Raw genomic sequence first — 19,052 nt, forward strand, 5'->3', positions numbered from 1 at the left:
GCGCTCGAGTACGTGCGGTACGCGCACTAGCCGACGCCGTGACGAGCGATCCGGCGATTCTGCGCGACATCGTCGGGGGAGTGCTGGGCAGGCCCGCCACGCCTCCCGCCGGCCCGGCCGTCTCCGAGGCGTACACCCCACCGGACGGGCTCGCGGACTTCGGCAAACGGGCCCACGCGAGCAAGCATCTCGACCGTCCGGTGGCCGAGGTCGCGGCCTATCTGACCGATCCGGGCCGGTTCGCCGAATGGCTGACCATGCACGCGGCCTTCCGCGGCGAGGCGCCGAGCGGTGTATACCCCGGATCGGAGTTCGCTCAGCAGGTGAAGTTCATGGGCATCCCGGCCGAAGTCGCCTGGACCGTGGTCGCGGTGGACGAGACCGCGCTGGTGCTGCGCGGCGCCGGGCCGATGGGGTTGACCCTCGGCTTCTGGCTGACCGTGCGTGCCGAGGGGAACGGGGCGACCGCCTACTTCGACGCCGGGCTGTCGGGACAACCCGTCGACGGCCCGCTGGGTGCCTCGCTGGTGCGAAGCCTGTCGGAGGCCCTGCGGGAATCACTGGACCGTGTGCCGGACCGTATCGCCGCGGCGGGGCCCTTCACCGGCGCGAAATCGGTGCGCAAACCCGTGCTGCACAAGGCGTCCGGTCGCACGATCGCACCGAATACGCCGGTTCTGGTCGGTGCCGGACAGCTGGTGCAGCATCAGCCGAACACCGCCGAGGACCCGGCGGCGCTGGCGGTGCGAGCACTGCGGCTGGCCGCGCGGGATGCCGGGGTGGGGCAGTCGCTGCTCTCGGCCGCCGACGCGGTGTTCGCGGTCGCCAGCGCCTCCTGGAAGTATCGAGATCTCGGCGCCCTGGTGGTGCGTTCGGTCGGCGCTGACGGAGCCGATACCGTGCAGTCCTCGACCTACGGTGGCGACGGTGGCCAGCTGCTGGTCAATGAAGCGGCACAGGCGATCGCCGACGGCACCTACGAGATCGTGCTGGTGACCGGCGCGGAAGCGGGCGCCACCATGGCCGCCGCGCAGCGCGTGGGCACCGAGGTGACGTGGCCGGAACAGGGCCCCGAGGTGGAGCCGACCCGTATCGCCGGGATCGACAAGGAGGCCAACAACGCCGCCGAAATCGCCGTCGGGCTGGGTGCGCCCATCTACATGTACGCGCTCATGGAGTCGGCCAACCGGCATCGGCTCGGCCGCGATCCGAAGCAGCATCTCGAGGCGATCGGCGAGCTGTGGTCGCGGTTGTCGGCGGTGGGCGCGGACAATCCGAATGCCTGGCTGCCGCAACGGTTCAGCGCGCCGGAATTGACCACACCGACCGCGGACAACCGGACGGTATCGGCCCCGTACACCAAACTGCTGTGCGCCAATTTGCAGGTGGATATGGCCGCCGGACTGGTGCTGTGCAGCGCCGCCGCTGCCGAGGCGGCCGGAATCCCGCAGGACAAATGGGTGTTCGTCCACGCCGGCGCCAGCGCGCACGACGAATGGTTCGTCTCCGAACGCGCGGAACTGGCTGCCTCCCCGGCGATCCGGGCCGTCGGCGCGGCTGCGCTCGAGCATGCCGGCCTGACCATCGACCGGATCGGTCCCGTGGACCTGTACTCCTGCTTCCCGGTCGCGGTGCAGATCGCGGCGCGTGAACTCGGGCTCGCCACAGACGATCCCGAACGCTCGCTCTCGGTGACCGGCGGACTGACCTTCGGCGGCGGGCCGGGCAACAATTACGGCACCCACGCGATCGCCACCATGGTCGCGCAGTTGCGCGCCGACCCTGATACCTTCGGGTTGAGCACCTCACTCGGCTGGTACGTCACCAAGCACGCGCTGGGCATCTATTCCGCCACACCGCCGCAGCGGCCCTACGCCCATCTGCGGCCGGTCGTCGACAATCCGCCCGCCCGTCCGGTCCGGACCGAGTACGAGGGACCGGCGGTGGTCGAGGCCTATACACTGCCCTACGGACGTGACGGCGAGCCGGAGGCGGTGATCATCAGCCTGATCGCCCCCGACGGCACGCGAGTGCTGGTGCGCAGCAACAGATCCGATCTCGTCGCCGAACTGCGCGACGGTGATGCGCTGGGCCGATCCGCCACGATCGGTGACGGCGATATCACCTTCGAGGGCACGCAACGCCACGAGTTGCCCGCTCCCCCACCGCCGCCCGTGCTGGTGGAGCGCCGCGGCCCCGTCATGATCATCACGATGAACCGCCCCGAGGTCCGCAACGCGGTCGATCACGCCATGGCCCTCGGGCTCGAAAAGGCCTGTGACGCGTTCGAAGCCGATCCGAACGTCCGCGTCGCCGTCCTCACCGGCGCGGGCGGCTACTTCAGTTCCGGTATGGATCTGAAAGCGATGGCGCGGGGAGAAGCCCCGCTGACCGAGAATCGCGGTGCTCTGGGTCTGGCCGGTAAGCCGCCGCGCAAACCGTTGATCGCCGCCGTCGAAGGCCCGGCCCTCGCGGGCGGCTGTGAACTGGCTTTGGCCGCGGATCTGATTGTCGCCGCGAGCGATTCGCAATTCGGCATACCGGAGCCCAAACGCGGCCTGATCGCCGCCGCCGGCGGCGTCATGCGTCTGCGGGAGCGCCTGCCGCGCAATATCGCGATGCAGCTGGCGCTCACCGGCGACCCCATGCAGGCGACCCGGCTGGCCGAACTCGGCCTGATCAATATCCTCGCCGAACCGGGCCGAGCACTCACAGCGGCTCTGGAACTGGCCGAGCGCATCGCCGCCAACGCACCGCTCAGCCTGGAGGGCAGCAAACGCATCGTCGACGAGACATCCGACTGGACCACGGCCGACGCCTTCGACAAGCAATACGACATCGCGTCCACCGCATTGTTTTCCGAAGACGCCGCCGAAGGTGTGCGCGCCTTCACCGAGAAGCGCGCCCCGGTCTGGAACGGCCGCTGATAGGAAACCCGGATCGACCTGCCGCACCCCTCGGGGTCTCTCGACCGGTGGCAGGTCTTTCCGGATGCCGCGTCCCCGCCGGCGGTCAGTGGGCGGCGGGCATGGTCCAGCGGGCGGCCGGGTCGAACATGCCGGCCGGGTCGTAGCGGCGGCGCGCCTCGACCAGGCGCTCGCGCTGACCGGCGGTCCAGGCCGCCATGGTTTCGGCGGCGCTGCGGCCGTGCGGATCGCGGGTGAAGTTCGGTGTGGCCGCGCCGAGACTCCACGCGGAGAAGGCATCGATCACGGTGTCCAGTGCCGCGGGGACCGCCGCCGCGATCGGCGGTGCCAGCACGCCGACCGCGAGGACATTGAAAGCGGCCTGCCTGCCCGCAACCATGGTGGGCGACAGCGACTCTCGCGCGAGCGCGCCACCGAGAGCCCGGATCTCGGTCATGGTGATCGGCAGTCCGCGTGCGGGACCGGCGGCCTCCAGCAGCGCGTCGATGGCCGCGTCGGGCAGTTCGCGCAGCAGGGTGGACCGATCGGCAGCGGGCATGGGGTCGACCGGGTCGTTGTGGATGGACGCGAGTGCCGCATAGGGCATCTCGGCGATCGTGTCCAGCATCGGTGATGCCACCGACCGCAGCGGCTGCAGCAGCGCGGCACCCTCGGCAGCGTCGCCGACATGGGCGTAGCGCAGGTGCAGCACCGTCGCACCGCGCAGCGGCTCCGGAATCTCCGGCAGCGGAGGAAGATTCAGGACAGCCACCGAACTGGTCACGGCCTCCGGCACGGTCGCCGCCCAATTCCGCCAGGCTCGCAGCACCGTCGCCGCATCGTCCATCCGATAGGTGAGACCGCCGGCGTACAGGCTGCGAATCGGGAACAGCCGGAAGGTCATCTGCGTGACGATTCCGAAGGCCGCGCCGCCGCCGAGCAGCGCCCGGAACAGATCGGGCTCGGCCTCGGGCGTGACCCGGCGCAGCGTCGCATCGGCGGTCACCACCTCCATGGCGGTCACATGATCGGCGGCGAACCCGTAGGTGCGCGCGATCGGGCCCAGACCGCCGCCGAGGGTATAGCCGACCACACCCACACTGGTCGATGACCCCGCCAGCGCGGCCAGTCCGAACGGGGCGGCCGCATCCAATACCTCCTGCCAGCGCACGCCCGCGCCGACCGTCGCGGTGCGCCCGTCCGGATCGATCGCTATCGCGTCCAGGAGCGCGGTGTCGATCAGGATGCTGTGCGGCGGCGTGGGGCTCGCCCCGTGCCCGGTGGCCTGCACCGCGACCGTGTAGCCGGCAGCGTTCGCGACGCTCACGGCGGCCGCGACATCGGCGGCGCCGGCGGCCACGACGACGGCCGCCGCCCGGTGCTCGGTCGCGACGTTGAACCCGGTTGCCGACAGGCGATATCCGTCCTCGCCGGGGGTGTGGACCCGACCGGCGACCGCCGCGCGCAGGCGCTCGGCGAGGGCGACACCGGTCAGTGGTTGCCGCCCGGTTCCGGTCGGCGCGGGCGGATCGAAGACGCTGGACATGTGACTCCTGAAGTCGCTGATGGTGAACGTCTTCAGCACACCGCGCACCGCTTAGCGCGAACTTAGCTCCCGCTCAGCGTCCTCGTCGGCTCGGCGCCCACCGCGCTCACCAGCGCGTTCACCTCGGTCCGTGTCATGGCCGCGCCGGCCGCCAGACCCGCGTCGAAATCCCGCTCGGACAGCGACGCCCGCACCGCGGCGGCCTCGCGCGGCGCATCCATCGGATCCATCGCCTCCGGAAGGAATCCGATCCGACCGCCGAGTGCGCGCACGGCGCCCAGCAGGCGGGCACCGTCGTCGGCACGGCCGCTGCGCGCGGCGATCGCGGCGGCCAGATGCACCATCACCAGCCACGAGGTGACGTCGCCGTCCGATTCCAGCGCCGTCTGCATGGTGCGCAACGCCGTGCGAGCATCGGTCGGATCGCCGGTGTCCATCGCGCATCGAGCCAGCGTCCACGACGCGGAGGCGACCGGCCAGCGGTGGCCGCATCGCTCCGCGACCGATACCGCCTCCCGCAGCGCGTCCCGTGCCGCGTCGAGGCGGTTCACGAATCGCAGGATCATGCCCTCGATCATGAGCGCCTCGGCCAGCTGCCACGGGTGGCCGGCCGCACTCACCTCGGCGACGGCCGCACGGGCGGCGGCCGCCGTCGCGGGCGTCGCCGTGACCACGGCGTGCATGTAGGTGGTCCACGTCCGCATCCACGCGGCGGTGGCCTGGTCGCCCGCATCCGTCGCCACCCGGGCGGCTCGCTCGGTCGATTCCGCGCCCCGGACCGGATCGCCCGACAGGTAGTACAGTCCGCCGAGACCTGCCAGAGCGGCCGCCAGTGTCGCCCCGTCGGCCTCGTGCCCGCAATGCTCACACGCGGAGAGCGCGCCCGTGATCGCCTCGATGCCCTCCTCGATGAAGCCGCGCCGGTACCAGAACCAGTAGAGCGTTGCCGCCAGCCGCAAGACGTAGCCCGGGTCGCCGTCCGCGAATGCCGAGGCGATCGCGCTGCGGTGCTCGGCGACATCGGCGGCGAGCGCCTCCAGCATCTGTGCCGACCGCGCGTCGCGCAGGTGGGTGGCCGCCAGCTGCGATCGCTCCAGGACGCAGCGTCGATGCGCCGCCCGCACCCGAACCAGCTCGTCGGCTTCGCAACGGGCGAGAGCGAATTCGCGGATGGACTGCAACATTCGGTACCGGCGCGGCGAGGACGCCGGCTGCACTCGCAGCAGCGATCGACGGACCAGACCCGTCAGCGTTTCGAGAACCGCCAGCGGCGAGGGCGCGCCGTGCACGGCGGCTGCGGCGTCGATGTCGAAACTGCCGGCGAAGACGGCGATCTCACGCAGCAGCCGGGCTTCTGCCGGGCCGAGCATGCGATAGCTCCAGTCGATGGTGTCGGCCAGCCGGCGCTGGCGGGCCGGCGCGGTGCGCGCGCCGCCCGCCAGCAGGGTGAACCGGTCGGCCAGTCCGGCGGCGATCTGTTGTTCGGACAAGACCCGCAGTTGCGCGGCGGCCAGTTCCACCGCGAGCGGAATGCCGTCGAGATCGGCGCAGATCTGCCGCACCGGTTCGCGCACCCGCTCGTCGAGCGTCCAGCCGTCGACCACACCCGCCGCCCGCGTGGCGAACAGTTCGACGGCGTCGGCCTCGTCCAGCGGCAGGACCTCGACGACGCGTTCGCCGTCGACGGCCAGCGCCTCCCGGCTGGTGGCCAGGATTCGGATGCGCGGGCATCGGCTCAACAGGACGCTCACGACGGCGGCGACCCCGTCGAGCAGATGTTCGCAATTGTCCAGCAACAGCGTGCATTCCCGGTCGGCGAGGACGTTCGCGAGCCGATCCGGCGTTGCCGCACCGCGAACCTGGACAGCCGCGGCCACGGTGGCGGCGACCAGTTCGTCGGATTCGACCGGTGCCAGGTCGACCCACCACGGCCCGTCGCCCGCGGGCAGTCGCTGGCAGGTTTCGAGGGCCAGCCGGGTCTTGCCCACGCCGCCGGTGCCGACGAGCGTCACCAGCCGGTGGGTGCGCACGGCTCGTCCGATGTCGTCGAGTTCGCCGCTGCGGCCGATCAATTGGGTGCGCGGTACCGGCATCTGTGGAGCCGACGCGACCGAGCCTTGGGCGGCCGTCGTGCGTCTCGCGGAGCCGGAGAGCAGATCCTCGTCGTGACGCAGGATCGCAGTCTCCAGTTCCCGCAGCCGCACACCGGGCTCGATGCCGAGCTCGCTGTCGAGCAGGCGGCGGATGTCCCGCAGGGCGGCAAGGGCCTCGGACTGCCGCCCGGCCCGGTAACGGGCCAGCGCCAGCAACTCCCATACCCGCTCGTCGAGGGGGTGCGCCGACACCAGGTCCTCGGCGTCGGCCAGCGCGGCATCGGCGCGACCGGTGTCGAGTCGCAACTGCACGAGTGCCTTGCGGGCGCGCAGTTCCAGCGTGGTCAGTCTGACGATCTCGGGGCGCACGAATTCCACATCGGCCACGTCCGCGTAGGGCGCACCCCGCCAATCCGCCAGCGCCGCCTCGTACGACCTGAGACCGGCATCGAGATCACCTGTGGCACAAGCAGATTCGGCGTCGGTGACGTGCTGTGCGAATCGATGCGCGTCGATCCGGTCCGCGGGCAGATCCAGCAGGTAGCGGGTGCCGCAGCGGGCGATCACGCTCCCGCCGCCGCGGCGGCGGTCGGGCTCGAGCCGGTTACGCAGCGTCGAGATGCCGAAATGCAGCGAGTTCACCGAGGGGTCCCTGGCGTCGTGCCACACCTGCTCGAGCAGTCGGTCGGCGGACACCTCGTGCGGGAACGCGGCGATCAACGCCGCCAGCAGTGTCCGCTGCCGCAAGCCCCCGAGATCGACCGGCCGGCCGCCGACGGTGGCCGCCAACCCGCCCAGTACCCGCAGCCGCAACCGCGCACCGCTCGAATCATCCGTATCCGGGGGATCACCCACGAGTCACCTCACTACAGCTCTCGCCCGGCAATCTAACCCGGCCCCGCCCGATGACGGCCCGGCAGGGAGCATTCCTCGGCATGTCGAGTACCGACGGTCACTTGTGATCGATGCGGCGCCGGGCGGAGAATAGGCGGGTGATAGTCCCGACTCCTGCGAAAGAACTGTGATGTCTCGAAGGATTGGTCTTGCCGTCGCGACGGCTGTCACTACGTTGACCCTGGGGGTCGCCGCCCCCGCGATCGCTTCGGCCGCCGCCCCGGCGGCCGGTACGCCGGGGACCAGCGACACAGCCCAGGCGACGCAGATTCAGTGGCTCTCCGTTTGCCTCAACCTTCCGGTCGGATCGGCGAGCGTCAGCTTCTGCATCTAGCGTGAGAGTGTGCCCGGCACCGGCGGCACCGGTGCTGTAGAAGCCTGCTTCCGTCCCGGTGGAGGAATTGCGTCGTGTCTACGCCGGGGCGGTGTGGTTGCCCCTATCGATCCGGTCCGACCGCGGCTCGAATTCTGGTGACGAGGTCGTCGAGCCGCCGCTGGTGCGAACCCTCCCAATAGATCCGGCGGCATTCCCGGCATTGTCTGAAGGTGTCGTAGTACTTGCGGGTGAGTGGCTCGAGCCGGTCGGCGACATCCTGTTCGGCCACGTCGGTCAGCAGGCCCCCGCAGGGCAGGCAGCGGCTGAACGGCCTCAGCCGATCGGTCAGATCGAGCCGGCGGATTACCTCGACGAGCTGATCGACGGGCCGATTCGAACGCACGAATACTCCGTGGGTCACGTTGCGTCGCTTCAGGAGCCCGCGGTCGCGGGTGAGGATGATCCGGTGTTGTTCCGCGGCGGCCGTTGCCAGGGCGGCATCGTCGGTGTCCGACGGGCTCCGGGCGTCGAGGCCCATCAACCGCATGAGCCGGGCGAGCCCACCGAGATTGACGTCCACGATGAAGCGCGGATCGCGCAGCGGGCGGGGACGGACCCGTGTCGCCGGCCCGATGTCGAGGGTCTCGAAGACCGGGTAGGCGGCGAGTCGATCGCCCGGCCGCGGATGATGACCGAAGTCGACGGATTCGCCATTCACCAGCATGAGGTCGACCTCGGTATGCGGGATGCCCGCGGCCTCGACGATATCTTTCACGGTCTGATGCGGACGGATCGGCCGCGGCTGCGCCGCGTACCGTGCGGCCGGGGGCACGAAGTCGTTCAGCTCGGCGTACACCCGCAGTTCGACACTCGCGGTCATGGAGACCATTGTCGTCCGGCTGCGGGCGCGCTGTGCGATACGCGCGAAGTCCGATCGCGGGCGGGCTCCGCGGAATCGGTCACCAGGTGTAGATATGCCCGGGTGACCACATACCGCCGTGGGTCTCCTGGGTGACCGCCGGGGTCGCCGGGACGGCCGAGGGATCGATCTTGCTGAGGCGTTGCAGTTCGCCCCAATCCTGGTCCCAGTCGTAGGCGAGGTAGGTGGCCAGGGTTTGCGAGCGCAGCAGTTGCTGACTCCAGCCCAAGGGTCCGCCGCCGGCGTGGCTTTCCCACATCGTGGTGTCGGCGGCGCCCAGGCGGTTGGGCAGGATGCGCCAGTTCGGTACCTGGGCGATGCCGTCCTTGTGGTCGAAGGGGCGCTGGCAGGGGAACTGCAGGCCCACGGCCCAGTCCAGTAGAACCGGCTGCTTCGAGCCGACCAGATCGTTCAGGGTGTGGGTCTTCGGGATGCGCGGGGGAGTCAGCGCCACCCAGCGCTGCGGATCGAGGTTGTGATCCTTGGCCACGATGCGGATCACGTTGGCCGCGGCGGGAATTCGATCCAGGGGAACCCGCAGGTTCCGCCACGACGGCGCCGGGCCGATGTCGATCGGGGTCACCCGTCCGAGTGCGTGTGCGCTCGTCGCGGAGTCGGTGCTGCCGTATTCGATCTCCACCGGTTCACCGCCGACGTATCCGTTGTTCGGACCCACCGCCTGGATGCGCCCCGCCGCCGCGATCGAGACGATATCGCTGCGATCGTGCTGCGCGGGCAGGCGGTACCAGCCGGTGACGAGATCGGCGGGCTCCTCCTCGCCGTAGGTGCCGAGTTCCGGTGTGGTCGCCGCGTCGAGACCGTAAGGCAGTGGAGCACCGCCGGTCTGGGTGGCCGACTCGCCGGTGCCGGGTTTGTCGCCGAACGATTTGGCGATACTGCTGGTCTCCTCCTTCTCGTCGGGTGACATCACGTCACCGACGCCGTTCGGCACGAATCCGCGAGCGCCGTTGGAGAAGGTGGAGAACTGGTCGCCGACGAGCGGCTGCATCAGCGAGGCGTTGGGGTCGGTTTCGACCAGGACCTTGTTCGCCAGCCCGCACGGATTGCCCACTACCGCATGGATATTCGAGGAAGCCAGCGAGAATCCCGGATATTGCGTCACCGCGCCCGCGGTGAACGAGAACACCTCGAACACCACCAGGATCGCCGCGGCCGCCATCAACGGCGGGAACTTCGCCAGGCGCCAGGCGCGCGGGGAAACCCGATGCGGTGTGCCGGGTTTCGGCGCCCGCACATGCCACCAGATCGCCAGCAGCAGGCACAGCGCGGCGATGATCAGGAATATCCGGCTGAACCCGACGCCGAGCACCGCAGGTGGCTCGTTCCACCACGGGACACCGAAACTCGAGACCCACCACCACTGGTTGACACTGGTGAAGATCTGCGCCATCGCCAGCGCCACCACCGCCGCGAACAGGGCGCGATTGCGCGGCGAGCGCATCACGCGGGGCCCCACCGCGACCGCGGTCAGTACCGCGACCGCTCCGGCCAGGCCGGCGTAGACACCGTTGTGGTGGGTGAATTTCGTCGGGCAGGTCGCCATCAGCACCATGGCCCCGAATGTCACGCCGAGCAGCCGCCGCGCCGGCCCCGGGGCGGTGAACGGAATGCGCCCGCCCTTGCGCAGCAGGACGAAGACGCAGACCAGCAGGCTCAGCCACATCGCGACCATGCCGAAGCGACGGGCGATGGAGCCGTCGGCCGACGGCATGAACAGCCACTGATAGTTCAGGTAGTCGTTGTACCAGGGGTCCGAGGGGCCGACGATGTTGTGCACGCGCTGCATCTCGAACATCGCCGAGAGCGGTTCGACGGCGAAGGCGAAGGCCAGCACCAGCATTCCGGCCGCGGCCAGCGGTGCCAGCAGCGCCCCGTACGCCCGGATCCACGCGCCGGTCGGCACCGTGTTTCCGTCCTGCGCACCGGCGAGTTCGCGTGCTCTCGGGACACCGAATCCCACGGCCGAACGCAGGCCCGCGAGCAGCGGCGCCAGGCAGATGATGCCCGAGGGCGCGGCGGTGAAACTGAACGCGGCGACCAGGATCGCGAGGGCATACGGCAGTAGCCGGTGCGTCGCGATGGCGCGCTCCACCAGGCACCAGGTGAGCAGCACGCAGACGGCGACCACCGGCTCGGGCCGCAGCCCGTTGTTGTAGGGCAGCCACACGGCCAGGAAGGCCAGCGCGCCCGTCCACACCGCCACCTTGTCGTGGCGCACCGCCACACCGAGCCGCGGGATCACCTCACGGCTCAGCGCCAGCCAGGTGACCACGGCGGCCAGCAGCGTCGGCAGTCGCATCCACGGGCTCGCGACGCTGATCTCCGACATGTGCGCGATGATGTCGTACGGCGGCGTGCCGACCGGATTCTCCGGGACGCCGAAGAACCGGAAGTAGTTGGCCATGTAACCGGACGCCAGCGAGGTGCGTGCCATCCCGAACTGGTAGCCGTCGTCGGAGGTGGTGGCCCCGATGAAATGCCACAGCAGCAGCGTGGCGAAGACGACGACGTCCACGCCGGTGAACCTCCACCATCGCTGTGGTAACAGCCGCCGCACACGCCGGCCGTCGGTGCGGTCCAGCCGGTACAGCGCGAGCAGCGCTACCAGTGTGAAGACGACAGCCAGTACTTCGGCCGCGCGCTTGAGAAAGGTCGGCGTCACCGAGAACCGGCTGTCGACCTGCACGACGACCTTGGCGCCGTCCGCCGTGGGGAGATCGCTGAAGATGCCGACCACCTGTGGCCGCCAGTCACCCGGCGGCAAGGTGGCGCCTTCGATATCGGTTCCGGTGACACCGACCTTGGTCGACGACATATCGGCGTGCACGGTCAAGGTGCCGTCGGCGACCGCATCGATCGGCACGTTCAGCAGCGATTGATTGCGCAACACGACCTCGAGTTGCGCGGGCTTTCCGTCCTGCACCGGTCGCACCCGCGCGACGAACCCGTATTTCTCCAGTTGCGGCGCACCGGCGGGCAGCGTCGATGCCAGCACGCCGCCGTGTGCGCTCAGTTGCGCTATCGACCGGCCGGGGATCGTGGCATCGAAGGTCAGCGGTGCGTAGGTGACCAATGGGGCGTCGACACTGCGGGCCGAATCGGCCTGCGGCCACGACAGGGTGGTGTGGTCCACCTTCACCGGCAGCAACGGCACCGCGAGGGCGCACAGCGCGCCCAGCAGCCCGGCGAGGAAGGCGATCGGTCCGGCCCAGTCGCCGCGCTGTCTACCCGAGGTCCTGGGTGTCGCGCCTGCAGTAGGCGCACCGTCCGCCCTCACCATCGTGTCGACCACGGTCGCCGATGCTAGCGTGACGCTTCTGTTATCCGCGATTTCGTCTCTTGTTCTCAGTCTGCACTCAGGAATCGGCGGGCGAGGCGAGGTCGCGTCCCGAGGTCGCCGACGACCCCGGCCGGTGAGTTGCCGGTGGGTAGGTCACCGTTCGCGAATCGGACATTCGATCCCCGTTCGTGGCAACGGCTTTCAGCGCATCCCGAGTCGGATGGCCGCCCGGTCGTGCGCGCGGAGGCGGGAGGGTTTGCGCAGCGGTTGCGAAGGCGCCGCTCGACGCTGCGCCACCGGTTCGATAACGTATGACCGCGCTAGCGGTATTGGCATTCTCTTTTTTCGCAAGTACCGTATTCATCAGTGGGTGACGCGGTCGCCCGGCGTAGCGGCGGGTTGGAGGTCTTCGTGCGTGTCGGAGTGATGATCGGACCGGAGAAGGGGGATTCCGCGCGCAAGCTGAGCCGGATGCTCGACGACATCGCCTGGGCCGAGGAGGCCGGGCTCGACACCGCGTGGATTCCGCAGATTCCGAGCGATTTCGACGCGCTGATCACGGTCGCGGCGATGGGATTGCGGACTCGCCGCATCGAATTGGGGACCGCCGTGGTGCCATTGCAGGCGCAGCATCCGATCGCCCTGGCACGCCAGGCGCTCTCGGCGCAGGCCGCCGCGAGTGGGCGATTGGCGCTGGGGGTGGGCCCCTCGCATCACTGGATCGTGCGCGACATGCTCGGCTTGCCGTACGAGCGCCCGGCGGCCTACACCCGTGACTACCTGGATGTGCTGGCGGCGGGACTGACCGGCCCGGGGACCGTCGACGTCGAGAACGACACGTTCTCCGTGCACAATCCGCTCGATCTGGGTCCGGTCGCCCCGGTGCCGGTGCTGGTGGCCGCGCTCGGGCCGGTGATGTTGCGCATCGCGGGGGAGCGGGCTGACGGGACCATTCTGTGGATGGCCGACGAGCGCGCGATCGCCGATCATGTGACGCCCAAGATCACCAAGGCCGCCGCCGACGCGGGCCGGACACCGCCGCGCATCGTGGCGGGACTTCCGGTCTGCCTGTGCCGGGATTCGGAGGTGGAGGAGGCGAAGGCGCGTGCCAATCGCATCCTCGGCGAGGCGGAAATCTCGCCCAATTATCAGCGCCTGCTCGAACAGGGCGATGCTCGCGACGTCGGCGACATCTGCGTGGCCGGTGACGAGGCCGCCATCGCGGCCGGATTGCGCCGTTTCGCCGAGGCGGGTGCGACCGATGTCTCGATCCGGCTGCTGCCGATCGGTGACACTCGCGGCGAACTGATCGCCTCCAAGCGCCGCACCCGCGAGATGATCGCCGGTATCGCGCGGGAATTACGATGAGCACCGACGTCTCTGCGGCGTCCGGTACGGGTCCGGACCGGCGAACCGGAGCGTTGGCGGAGCGCACCAGTGCCGGTCCGCTGGCGGGGATTCGCATTCTCGAGGTCGGCACCATGCTCGCCGGTCCGTACGCGACGATGATGCTGGCGGATCTGGGGGCCGAGGTCACCAAGCTGGAACCGGCCGGCGGCGACATCTCCCGGCAGGTCGGCGACAGCTATTTCGCGAGCCTGAACCGCGGCAAGCGCAGCATTCGTCTCGACCCAGGCAGTGCGGCCGGCCGGGCACGCCTGGGTGAGCTCGTCGCGCATTCGCATGCGCTGCTGGTGAATTTGAAACCCTCGGCGATTCACCGGCTCGGCCTGACGTACGCCTCGCTGCGGGAATTCAACCCGGCGATCGTCTGCGTCGCGATCACCGGATTCGGTCTCTACGGCGGCGACGATCCGGCCTTCGACTACATCGTGCAGGCCGCCACGGGGGTTGCCGCCCTCACCGGCGATCCGGCCGGACCGCCGACCCTGCCCGGCTATTCCTCCGCCGACAACTCCACCGGCCTGACCGCGGCGCTGGGTCTGCTCGCGCAGATCGTGTCCGGCCGCGGTGGTCAGGTGGACGTCTCGCTGCGTGATGTGATGTTGTCGCAATTGAACTATCACGCGGCGGCGTATCTCAACGAGGGCAAACATCCGCAGCGGCGCCCGTTCGGCGCGCATTCGTATTACGTTCCGGCACAGCTGTTTCCGACCGCGAACGGTTACCTGGCGTTGTTCGTCACGCACGACCGCTTCTGGAAGGCCTTCGCCGCCGAGGCCGGGGTGACGGGCTTCGACACCATGGCCGAACGCGTGGGCCGGCGAGCCGAGGTGCTCGCCGCGGTGACCGCCGCACTGGCCCGCGACGACGCCCGGGGCTGGGAGGCGCGGCTGCGCCCCCTGGGCATTCCCGCCGCCGCGGTCCGCACATTGCCCGAAGCGCTCGACGCCACGCCCGACGCCGTGGCCGTCGCGGGGACGTACCGTTTGGTGGCATCTCCCATCCGAATCGACGGCTACACACCGGAATACGGCCCGCCCCCCCGGCTGGGTGAACACGACAACCAGGAGCCGGTGCGTTGAGTCGATAGGCGCCGACCAGCGTCGGCCTCGGCGCTGCTCACACCGATACGGCCACATCCCTGCGGGAACCGAGGCGGCCGACCGGGGACGACCGCCCGCGGACTCCGCTCATTCGTAATGCACCGTCACCGACTCGGTGTCCGGCACCGCTTGGCAGGTGAGGACGTAGCCGTCCTCGACCTCGTCGTCGGCGAGGGCGTCGTTCACCCGCATCGTGGCGCTGCCCTCGCTGAGCCGGGCCATACAGGTGGCGCAGTTGCCGGATTCGCAGGAGAACGGCGGGGTCAGGCCCGCGCGGCGGGCGCTTTCCAGTAGGGTCTCGCCGGCGTGGCGCGGCACCGTGGCCTTCTTGCGATTGAGGAAGATCGTGATCGTGCCACCGCCAGCGCCGGATTCGGTTGCGGGCGTGGCGGTATCGGAGGTGGTTGCGGGTGCCGGCTCGGTCGCCGAATCGGCGAGTTCGGGGACCGGTGCGCCGAACCGTTCGCTGAAGATCACCCCCGGGCCGGGCAGGGCCGCCTCCACCATCTCCATGAATTTCTCCGGTCCGCACACATAACTGTCGCCGTGACCGTCCGCGCCGACGAAGTCGCGCACCGCCCTCGGGTCGAGCAGCCCGGCGGCACTGTCCAGATGCCGGATCACCTGGAGCCGGCCCGGATAGCGCTCCGCCAGCTCGGGCAGTGCCGCGCCGAAGATCACCGATTCCGCGTCGCGGTCCGCGCACAACAGCCGCACGCGGCGCTCGGTGGTCGCCAGGGCGCTCTTTGCCAGCGAGAGCACCGGCGTGATCCCGCTGCCGCCGGTGAAGCCCAGGAGCGGAACCTCGGTGTCGCGCAGGCAGAATCGGCCGGCGGGTCGGCCCATATCGATCACGTCACCCTCGGACACGTTGTCCAGCAACCAGTTCGAGACCTTGCCTCCCGGCACCCGCTTGACCGTGGTCATCAGTTCGGAGTCGGTTTCCGGTGCGCTGGACATCGAATAGGACCGATACAGATCGGTGCCGTCGACCCGGACCCGGAAGGTGCAGAACTGTCCGGCGCGATAGGTGAGCGGGCCGTCGTGCGGGGCCAGCACGAAAGTCCGCGCATCGGCGCACTCCTTCACGATCCGGGTCACGGTCGCGGGCCGGAACATCGGGGGACTCGCCATGGAACGCCTCTCCTGGTATTAAGATTCTTATACAAAGAGAATAGCGTTCTCCTGAACGAGATGGGATTTTCTCATGACCGAGCCGACGGCGATCGTGTTCGACGATCGGCACTACAGCCTGTCGCAGCTCGACGAGCTGGCCGGCGGACTGGCCGAGACCCTGCACGCGCGCGGCGTTCGCGCGCGCAGCCGGATCGCCGTGATGTCGTCGAATCGCCCGGAATTCGTGCTCGCGGTGCTGGCGGCGTGGAAGCTCGGCGCGGCGGTGGTCCTGCTGAGCCCGGCGTGGCGGCGAGCCGAGGTCGAGCACGCGCTCGCGATCACCACACCCGGATTCGCGGCCGGCGACCATCCGGTGCTGGCGGAACTGATGCCCATGCTCGATCTCGACGACCCGATCACGCCCAGCCGCGCGGAATTCGACCCGCCGGATCCGGAATCGGATGCAGTGCTGGTGTTCAGCTCCGGCACCACCGGCCTGCCCAAGGCGGTGCGCCACACGCACGCCTCGTTCGCGGCCGCGGTGCGGGACTGGCAGCAGGTGCTGGAGTTGGGCAGCGACGACCGGATCCAGATCCTGACCCCGCCGTCCCATATCCTCGGCCTGCTCAACATCGTCACCGCGCTGCGGGTGGGCGCCTGGATGCGGCTACATCGCCGCTTCGACCTGGAGTCGATGCTGCGCAGCATCGAACGCGACCGCATCACCGTGGAGATGGCGGTGGCGCCGATCGCGCTGGCCATCGCCTCGCATCCGCAACTGGAATCGTTCGACCTGTCCTCGCTGCGCTACATCATGTGGGGCGCGACGCCGGTGACGGTGAGCGTGGCCGAAACCGTGACCCGCCGCACGGGCGTGCGCTGGCTGCCCGCCTACGGCGCCACCGAACTGCCGGTGCTGGCCTGTAATCCGATCGAAGGCGCCCGGCTGGACACGGTGGGACGCGCCGCGCCCGGGGTATGCCTGCGAACGGCGTCGCTCGAGGACGGAAAACCTTTGCCGCCCGGGAAGATCGGGGAGATCCAGGCGCGGTCGCCGTCGCTGATGGCGGGTTATCTGCCCGATGGCGCGGACGCGGGGGCCGTCGTGGACGGCTGGTACCGCACCGGCGATGTCGGCTGGATCGACGCCGACGGCTGGGTCCGCATCACCGATCGGGTGAAGGAGATGATCAAGGTCCGCGGCTTCCAGGTCGCGCCCGCCGAGATCGAGTCCGTCCTGCACGGGCATCCCGCCGTCGCCGATTGCGCGGTCTTCGGTGTGGCCGACGGCGCCGACGGCGAGGCGATCGTCGCCGCGGTGTCGGCCGCCGCGCCGGTGACCGCGGAGGAGTTGTCCGCTCTGGTCGCCGATCGCCTGGCCGGATACAAGCGGCTGCGCCGGGTGGTGTTCGTCCCCGACATTCCGCGCCTGCCGTCCGGCAAGGTGCTGCGCCGAGTCCTCGAGGAGCGCTATGGACGTCCGTCTGACCAGTGAACAGCGCCAATTGCGTGATGCCGCAGCCAAGTTGGCCGACGATCTGGGGCCCGGCTCGGTAGCGGAACTGGCCGACCGGGAGCGGATCACGCGGCTGGACAAGACCGTCGAGCTGACCGGATGGCGAGCCCTGCGCTCCGACGGCGCGTCGGGCGTGGAAGTGGCGCTGGTGGCCGAGGAATTCGCGCGCGGACTGGTCGACGTGGCGTTTCTGGGTCCGGTGCTGGCCGACGATCTGCGCGGCCATCCCGCCGGGGACGAGGGTCGCTGGACACTGGGGGTGCGTGGACGGGCCGTCGACGCGGCCGGATGTGATCGGGCGGTGGTGCTCGCCGACGGTCAGGTGCTGGCCGGCCGGCTGGGTCCCGCCGCGCCGTCGGCGGATCCGACCAGGGCGGCGGCCGAGCTCGACGGGCGGCTCGAGCACATCGGGGAACTGTCGCCGGATCAGGCGTCGCAATGGCTCGCCCTCGCCCTGGTCGGCACCACCGCGGACCTCCTGGGCGCCGCCCGGGGCGCGCAGCGGCTGGCCGTCGACTACGCGAAAATCCGTGCCCAGTACGGCAAGACGATCGGCTCCTACCAAGCCGTGGCGCATCTGCTCGCCGAATCGCAGGCCTTGATCGAGGGATCGGTCAGCGTGCTGCGCTACGCCGCCTGGGGAGTGGACGAACTGTCGCCCGACGAGGCGGTGCGCGCCGCCCGCATCGCCAAGATCTACGGTGCCCGCGCCGCGCGCACCGTCTGCGAAACCGCCATCCAGGTGCACGGCGGCATCGGCAACACCTGGGAATGCCTGGCGCACATCTACCTTCGCCGCGCCCTGGTCTCGACCGAACTGTTTCCCGTCCGTCTGGAGGAGATCGCCCGTGGACTTTCGTGACTCACCGGCCGAGGCCGAATTCCGGGATCGGTTGCGGCGCTGGCTGTCCGAGGTCGCCGGCGACTTCCCGACCTCGGGTGACGAATACTGGGCCCGTCAGGGCGCGTGGCATCGCGCCCTGTACCGGGCCGGTTTCTTCGGATCGTCGTGGCCGAAGGAGTTCGGCGGACACGATCTGGCGCCGGTCTACGACGTGATCGTCGACGAGGAACTGGCCCGCGCGGGCGCCCCGCCGCGGCCGAGTCTGGGCTATCTGATCCAGGGCCTGGGCCGCCACGGCAACAGGGAACTGCAACAGCGATTCCTGCCCGGCATGATCGACGGCACCGAACGCTGGTGCCAGGGCTTCAGCGAACCGGGAGCCGGTTCGGATCTCGCCGCCCTGACCACCACCGCCACCCTCGAAGGCGACCACTATGTGATCCACGGCCACAAGATCTGGACCAGCTACTCCGATGTCGCGGACTGGTGCCTGCTGCTGGCCCGCACCGATCCGCAAGCGCCTCGGCACAAGGGGATTTCGGCGTTCATCGTGTCGATGAAGCAGCCGGGTGTGCAGCAGCGGCCGCTGCGCATGATCAGCGGTATCACCACCGAATTCGGGCAGGTGAGTTTCGACGGCGCCACCGTGCCGGCCGATCGGATGGTTGGCGCCCCCGGTGAGGGCTGGAAGCTGGCGATGACCGTCGTCGGTCACGAGCGGGAGCCGTCGACTCTCGGCTATTCGGCCCGCTACGCCAAGACGGTGCGCGCGTTGGTCGACCGCGTCGACGGGCTGCTGCCCGACGAATTGACCTGGGCGGCGGTGCAATCGGAGATGTTGCGGCTGCACGTGCGGCGCCGGTTGTCCGAACAACTGGACGGCGTCTCGCACGGCCCCGACGGCTCACTCGACAAACTGCTCATGACGTGGGTGGACCAGGCCGTCGGCCATGCCGCGCTGACCGTCGCCGGCACCGACGACGCCGATATGTTCGGCACCTACCTCTACAGCCGCGCGCAGAGCGTCATGGGCGGCACCTCGCAGATTCAGAAGAACATCATCGCCGCCCGCATACTCGGATTGGGAGCCTGAC

General features: G+C 69.7%; 11 protein-coding genes. 6 read left to right on the forward strand and 5 right to left on the reverse strand.

The window, feature by feature from the left end; all coding sequences use genetic code 11:
* Nucleotides 1–38 precede the first annotated feature (38 nt).
* Nucleotides 39–2,927, forward strand: coding sequence for a crotonase/enoyl-CoA hydratase family protein (locus tag A5780_RS28840; RefSeq protein ID WP_231983135.1), 2,889 nt, complete (start codon nucleotides 39–41; stop codon nucleotides 2,925–2,927).
* 85 nt (nucleotides 2,928–3,012) lie between these two features.
* Here the strand turns inward: A5780_RS28840 and A5780_RS28845 are convergent, their stop codons facing one another.
* The 4 genes from A5780_RS28845 to A5780_RS28865 all read right to left on the reverse strand — a co-directional run bounded on the left by A5780_RS28845 (nucleotide 3,013) and on the right by A5780_RS28865 (nucleotide 11,987).
* Nucleotides 3,013–4,452 carry an FAD-binding oxidoreductase gene (locus A5780_RS28845; protein ID WP_064910568.1) on the reverse strand — a complete coding sequence of 480 codons (1,440 nt, stop codon included), beginning with the start codon at nucleotides 4,450–4,452 and terminating at the stop codon, nucleotides 3,013–3,015.
* Nucleotides 4,453–4,514: 62 nt separating this feature from the next.
* Nucleotides 4,515–7,400 (reverse strand): BTAD domain-containing putative transcriptional regulator, encoded by a 2,886-nt coding sequence (locus A5780_RS28850; protein WP_231983136.1) that lies wholly within the window; start codon nucleotides 7,398–7,400, stop codon nucleotides 4,515–4,517.
* A gap of 476 nt (nucleotides 7,401–7,876) precedes the next feature.
* Nucleotides 7,877–8,635, reverse strand: a complete 759-nt coding sequence (locus A5780_RS28860; protein ID WP_063011813.1) for a Mut7-C RNAse domain-containing protein — start codon at nucleotides 8,633–8,635, stop codon at nucleotides 7,877–7,879.
* Between the two features lie 79 nt (nucleotides 8,636–8,714).
* Entirely contained in the window at nucleotides 8,715–11,987 is a 3,273-nt protein-coding gene (locus A5780_RS28865; protein WP_064910396.1) for an arabinosyltransferase domain-containing protein, read from the reverse strand.
* A 399-nt stretch (nucleotides 11,988–12,386) separates the two neighbouring features.
* Here A5780_RS28865 and A5780_RS28870 point away from each other — a divergent pair, with 399 nt between their 5' ends.
* Entirely contained in the window at nucleotides 12,387–13,343 is a 957-nt protein-coding gene (locus A5780_RS28870) for a TIGR03564 family F420-dependent LLM class oxidoreductase (RefSeq protein WP_064910570.1), read from the forward strand.
* Nucleotides 13,340–14,461 (forward strand): CaiB/BaiF CoA-transferase family protein, encoded by a 1,122-nt coding sequence (locus tag A5780_RS28875; protein ID WP_082976790.1) that lies wholly within the window; start codon nucleotides 13,340–13,342, stop codon nucleotides 14,459–14,461. The genes A5780_RS28870 and A5780_RS28875 overlap by 4 nt, the downstream gene beginning before the upstream one ends.
* 108 nt (nucleotides 14,462–14,569) lie before the next feature.
* Here the strand turns inward: A5780_RS28875 and A5780_RS28880 are convergent, their stop codons facing one another.
* On the reverse strand, nucleotides 14,570–15,616 hold the full coding sequence (locus A5780_RS28880; protein WP_064910398.1) for a ferredoxin--NADP reductase: 1,047 nt from the start codon (nucleotides 15,614–15,616) through the stop codon (nucleotides 14,570–14,572).
* 73 nt (nucleotides 15,617–15,689) lie between these two features.
* Here A5780_RS28880 and A5780_RS28885 point away from each other — a divergent pair, with 73 nt between their 5' ends.
* From A5780_RS28885 to A5780_RS28895, 3 genes are read left to right on the forward strand one after another with little or no spacing between them, the layout of a single operon-like run.
* The gene (locus A5780_RS28885) at nucleotides 15,690–17,093 is read left to right on the forward strand and encodes a class I adenylate-forming enzyme family protein (protein WP_064910400.1); all 1,404 of its coding nucleotides are present in this window, start codon (nucleotides 15,690–15,692) and stop codon (nucleotides 17,091–17,093) included.
* Complete coding sequence (locus A5780_RS28890) at nucleotides 17,071–17,976, forward strand: acyl-CoA dehydrogenase family protein (RefSeq protein WP_064910572.1); 906 nt, start codon at nucleotides 17,071–17,073, stop codon at nucleotides 17,974–17,976. Before A5780_RS28885 ends, A5780_RS28890 begins: the two co-directional genes overlap by 23 nt.
* Nucleotides 17,963–19,051, forward strand: coding sequence for an acyl-CoA dehydrogenase family protein (locus A5780_RS28895; RefSeq protein ID WP_064910402.1), 1,089 nt, complete (start codon nucleotides 17,963–17,965; stop codon nucleotides 19,049–19,051). The genes A5780_RS28890 and A5780_RS28895 overlap by 14 nt, the downstream gene beginning before the upstream one ends.
* The last annotated feature ends 1 nt before the right edge of the window (nucleotide 19,052 follow it).

It is taken from the genome of Nocardia sp. 852002-20019_SCH5090214 (genome assembly GCF_001665865.1).
GTDB classification, from domain to species: domain Bacteria; phylum Actinomycetota; class Actinomycetes; order Mycobacteriales; family Mycobacteriaceae; genus Nocardia; species Nocardia nova.